Annotated in this window: 6 protein-coding genes; all 6 read left to right on the forward strand. The window is 39.6% G+C overall.

Annotated elements, in window-relative coordinates; genetic code table 11:
• The first annotated feature begins 277 nt into the window (after positions 1–277).
• Complete coding sequence (locus AC29Z1_RS14025; RefSeq protein WP_488272077.1) at positions 278–1,105, forward strand: Asp23/Gls24 family envelope stress response protein; 828 nt, start codon at positions 278–280, stop codon at positions 1,103–1,105.
• A 170-nt stretch (positions 1,106–1,275) separates the two neighbouring features.
• Positions 1,276–1,620: a DUF3870 domain-containing protein gene (locus AC29Z1_RS14030; protein ID WP_488272078.1), complete on the forward strand. Its 345-nt coding sequence runs from the start codon at positions 1,276–1,278 to the stop codon at positions 1,618–1,620.
• 15 nt (positions 1,621–1,635) lie between these two features.
• The gene (locus AC29Z1_RS14035; RefSeq protein WP_488272079.1) at positions 1,636–1,992 is read left to right on the forward strand and encodes a TSUP family transporter; all 357 of its coding nucleotides are present in this window, start codon (positions 1,636–1,638) and stop codon (positions 1,990–1,992) included.
• The gene (locus tag AC29Z1_RS14040) at positions 1,989–2,354 is read left to right on the forward strand and encodes a sulfite exporter TauE/SafE family protein (RefSeq protein ID WP_488272080.1); all 366 of its coding nucleotides are present in this window, start codon (positions 1,989–1,991) and stop codon (positions 2,352–2,354) included. Before AC29Z1_RS14035 ends, AC29Z1_RS14040 begins: the two co-directional genes overlap by 4 nt.
• 194 nt (positions 2,355–2,548) lie before the next feature.
• Positions 2,549–3,889: a tRNA (N6-isopentenyl adenosine(37)-C2)-methylthiotransferase MiaB gene (gene miaB / locus AC29Z1_RS14045; RefSeq protein ID WP_488272081.1), complete on the forward strand. Its 1,341-nt coding sequence runs from the start codon at positions 2,549–2,551 to the stop codon at positions 3,887–3,889.
• 27 nt (positions 3,890–3,916) lie between these two features.
• Positions 3,917–4,463: MutS N-terminal domain-containing protein (locus AC29Z1_RS14050; RefSeq protein WP_488272082.1), on the forward strand; the 547-nt coding region annotated here is incomplete at its 3' end.

The following is a 4,463-nucleotide window of genomic DNA, read 5'->3' on the forward strand; positions in this document are numbered from 1 at the left end:
AATTTAAATCTTTGTCCCTTAGTAAAACTGTCTAGTTTTCTGTTGACAATCCACCCCTGCTCCACTACACTTTATGCTTTACCCCAACATTTGACAAAGAGCCTAAAATGATACATGTACTTGACAACACCTGCAAAGGTGTTTATTTTTATATTAGCAGAAAGAATTCTTTTCCAATAATAAGTAGAACGACTAAGTTTTGCTTTGGCTTGAAAACCTAGGCACAGGCGACATTTTCTTTATGTTTTCAATCTTTTACTTTATTAGGAGGCTGCCTATGGACACCATTGCTCTGGTTGGTCCAAGTGGAACAGGCAAAAGCCATCGGGCGCTAATTGTCGCGCACGAATATGACGTTGATGCAATTATTGACGATGGGCTATTAATTAAAGACAGTAAAATTATTGCAGGATATTCAGCAAAAAAAGAACCTAGCAAAATTCGCGCTGTTAAACGCGCCATATTTATGGAATCGGATCATGCTGCTGAAGTTAGAGATGCAATTATAAAAGTTAAGCCTAATCGTATTTTAATACTAGGGACATCAAAAAACATGGTGGAGAAAATCGTAGATGTGTTGAATCTTCCGCCAATCAGCCAGATTATCCGCATTGAGGATATTGCTACTAAGGCTGAAATTGCAAAGGCGAGAGAGAGTAGGCTTAGAGAAGGGAAACATATTATACCTGTTCCTACGATTGAACTTAAACCACATTTTTCCGGTTATTTGATTGATCCTCTAGAGGTTTTTTTCAAAAAATCCCGCTCAAAACAACGTCGCAAACTTGGAGAAAAATCGATTGTTCGCCCAACCTTTAGTTATTATGGTAAACTACTTATATCGGATGCTGCAATAGCGTCGATTGTGAACTATGTAGCTACAAGCGAACCGGGTATTACCAAAACAAGTCAAATTATTATCAGGGATTCTCACGATCGGGAGAAAGGTATTTCGATTTCTTTGGACGTAACAATCAAATATGGACAAGCTATCTGGGATGTTGTGCATGATGCCCAAACTCGTATTAAACAAATGGTTGAATATATGACTGGTATGAACGTTAGAGAAGTAAATGTGGTGGTTAAACGGTTAACCATTGAATAAGGTCCAGCATTTACAATTTATGGCGTTGTAACCCATGACGGATTGTTCTAGATTAGTTCCATGGGGAGTTGGTAAACTTATTTGAAAGATGTGAGACTTAGCTTCAGATGGGATTACCCTGCCTGAAGCTAAGTCTTTATGGAATATTAAGAATGGAGGAGGGGGAAACTGTGGTAGATAGTCAATATAAGCGTATTTTATTTTCAGGGTATGCAAAATTACCCGCAGGCATAACAGCCAGTGAAGTTTATAAAGTTATCGGTGTGGTTGTGACCGTTGATGAAGATACTGAAATCATTATGGAAGCTGATTGTACATTGACTACAGAGCTGGCTCGTAAGCATGTATCTTCAATTTTGGTAGGTAAATCGATTGCAAATCCAGAAAGTCTAATTAAAGTTGTAGAAAAAACCTATCAAGGAAGCGCTAAGAAAGCAATTATTACTGCTATTCGGATTATCTATGATAAATACCGCAGCTATAAAGAGGGCTTGACCCCCTGCAAGATTGATTAATAAGGGGTTTTTATAATGTCTGAACAATTGAAGTTTTCCGGAGTTGGTTTTTTTGTAGGTATACTAAGTGGTTTGCTTGGCGTAGGGGGCGGTATTTTTCTCGTTCCCATTATGGTAACTTATTTTTCTATTACCCAGCATATTGCGCAAGCCACATCTATGGCAGTAGTTATCCCGACAGCCCTTGTCAGTAGTGCAATCTACGGCTTTCATGGCAATACAGATATGGGCTTAGCTTTTAATTTAGTCATAGGAAGTATATGTGGTGCCAGTCTTGGTGCTCGGTTCATGAAAAAAATCCCTGCCATTCGCCTAAAACAGCTTTTCGGAATGTTACTTATACTTGTCGGATTAAGAATGGTGGTTTCATGAGTATTTTAATTATTTTTACTATCGGTTTAGGGACTGGTATTCTGAGCGGAATGCTGGGCATTGGTGGTGGCGCAGTGCTGGTGCCGATGCTGGTTTTTATTTTAGGCATAACGCAGCATACAGCGCAAGGAATTTCCATGATGGTTATAATTCCTACGGCTCTTGTCAGCCTTTGGCACTTTCATAAAGATAAGCTGATTAATTATCAAGCGGCTCTCTATCTGGCTGGAGGTGCTGTTGCTGGTGCTATCATTAGTGCTAATCTGGTTCAGTATGTACCTGCTGATGCGCTTAAACGAATTTTTGGTATTTTTGTTATTTATTCAGGGTTTAAAATGATTTGGGGAACACGAAAAAAATAATTCATTAGCTCCTTGAGAAGTTTTTTACTAGGGGTTATTTTTAGGCTTATTGGTTGGTTTGCACCGCCATCAATACATTTATGGCTGACAATTCACAGCAAGGATGCAAGCTAAATTGCTTTACGTTTGTGCTAACATAAAATTTAGGCTATAATAATTGGCATATACTCTTCGTAATTGGAGCTGATACATAGATGGAACCTAACCCAAAACATGGTTCGCCCAAGCTTTTTCATACAATTACCTTTGGTTGCCAGATGAATCTGAATGACTCAGAACGATTGGCTGGGCAATTGCGAACAATTGGCTATGAGCTTACTGAAAATATCGAAGAAGCAGATATAATTTTGATAAATACATGCTGTGTCCGCGAGAGTGCTGAGAAGAAAATTTATGGCAGAATTGGCGAACTGAAAAGGCTAAAACTGGTTAATCCTAATTTGATTATTGGGGTTGCTGGTTGTATGGCGCAAAAGGACAAAGACAAAATATTGAAAAAATTCCCTCACGTTGATCTGGTTATGGGAACACACAATACCCATCAGCTTGTAGAACTTATAGGCAAACTCGAAGAAAGCCGCGAACCTGTTCTGGCTGTTTGGGACCAAGCTGAACGACTGGCGCCAGAGGTACCAACCGTCCGGAAAGGAACAATTTCTGCCTGGGTACCGATTATGTATGGATGTAATAATTTTTGTACATACTGCATTGTTCCCTATGTCAGAGGGCGTGAACGCAGCCGGCCGCTTAACAACATCATAAATGAGATTCAACAGTTGGGCAAAGATGGTTTTAAGGAAATAACACTGCTTGGTCAAAATGTTAATTCTTATGGAAAAGATAGCGAGGAGCAGGTTGACTTTGCCGATTTGCTTCAAGCCGTTGACCAGATTGATACAATAGCTCGTGTACGGTATATGACATCACATCCGCGGGATATGAATGATAAAGTCATTGAGACTATTAGACACAGTAAAAAAATCTGCGAGCATTTTCATTTGCCAGTTCAAGCTGGTAGTGATGCTATTCTTAAAAGGATGAATAGAGGTTATACTACCGATTATTACCGTCAGCTTGTAGCTAAGATTCGTCAGGCTATTCCTAATGCCAGTCTGACAACTGACTTAATTGTTGGATTTCCGGGCGAAACGGAAGAACAATTTCTCGAAACACTAGAGTTTGTCAAGAATATCAGATATGACGCAGCCTATACCTTTATCTATTCACAACGTTCAGGCACACCTGCGGCTACATATTCTGATCAAGTACCGCTGCAAACCAAAAAAGACCGCCTTAATCGGCTGATTGCGGTACAAAATGAAATTAGTTTTGAAATAAATCAACAATATATTGACCAGATTGTGGAAGTATTGGTTGAGGGTCCTAGCAAGACTGATGATAATATGCTTATGGGACGTACTCGGACAAATAAAATTGTATTATGGCCGAAAACTGGTCAAGAACAAGCTGGGGATTTGGTACATATTCAAATTGATACAGCACAGACCTGGGTGTTGAAAGGCCGCTTAATTTAATTGCTATTGGATGAGGAGATAAACACTATGGCAGCAAGCTATACCCCGATGCTGGAACAATACCGGGAGGTAAAGAGTAGGCATAGTGGTGAAATATTATTTTTTCGCTTAGGCGATTTTTATGAAATGTTTTTTGAAGATGCTGAGATCGCCTCGCGTGAATTAGAGATTACCTTAACTTCGCGTGATGGGGGACAGAATCAACGGGTTCCTATGTGTGGAGTTCCTTATCACGCGGCTGATAATTATATTGCTAAATTAATTCATAAAGGTTATAAAGTTGCTATTTGTGAACAAGTAGAAGATCCCAAACAGGCCAAAGGTATCGTACGCAGAGAAGTGGTTAAGATTATTACCCCAGGCACGGTTTTGGCTGAAGCATCATTACCTGATAAAGCAAATAATTATTTAGCTTTACTATATGAAGAAGCCGGAGAGTTATGTTTGACGGCAACAGATATTTCTACTGGAGAGTGCCTATGGGCTATTTTTTCTGGCAATTTTCGGGTAACGGCTGCTTGCGATCAATTGTACCGCTTGTTGCCGGCAGAATTGGTGGTAGTGGATAGTATCG

The organism is Sporomusa sp. (assembly GCF_057736855.1).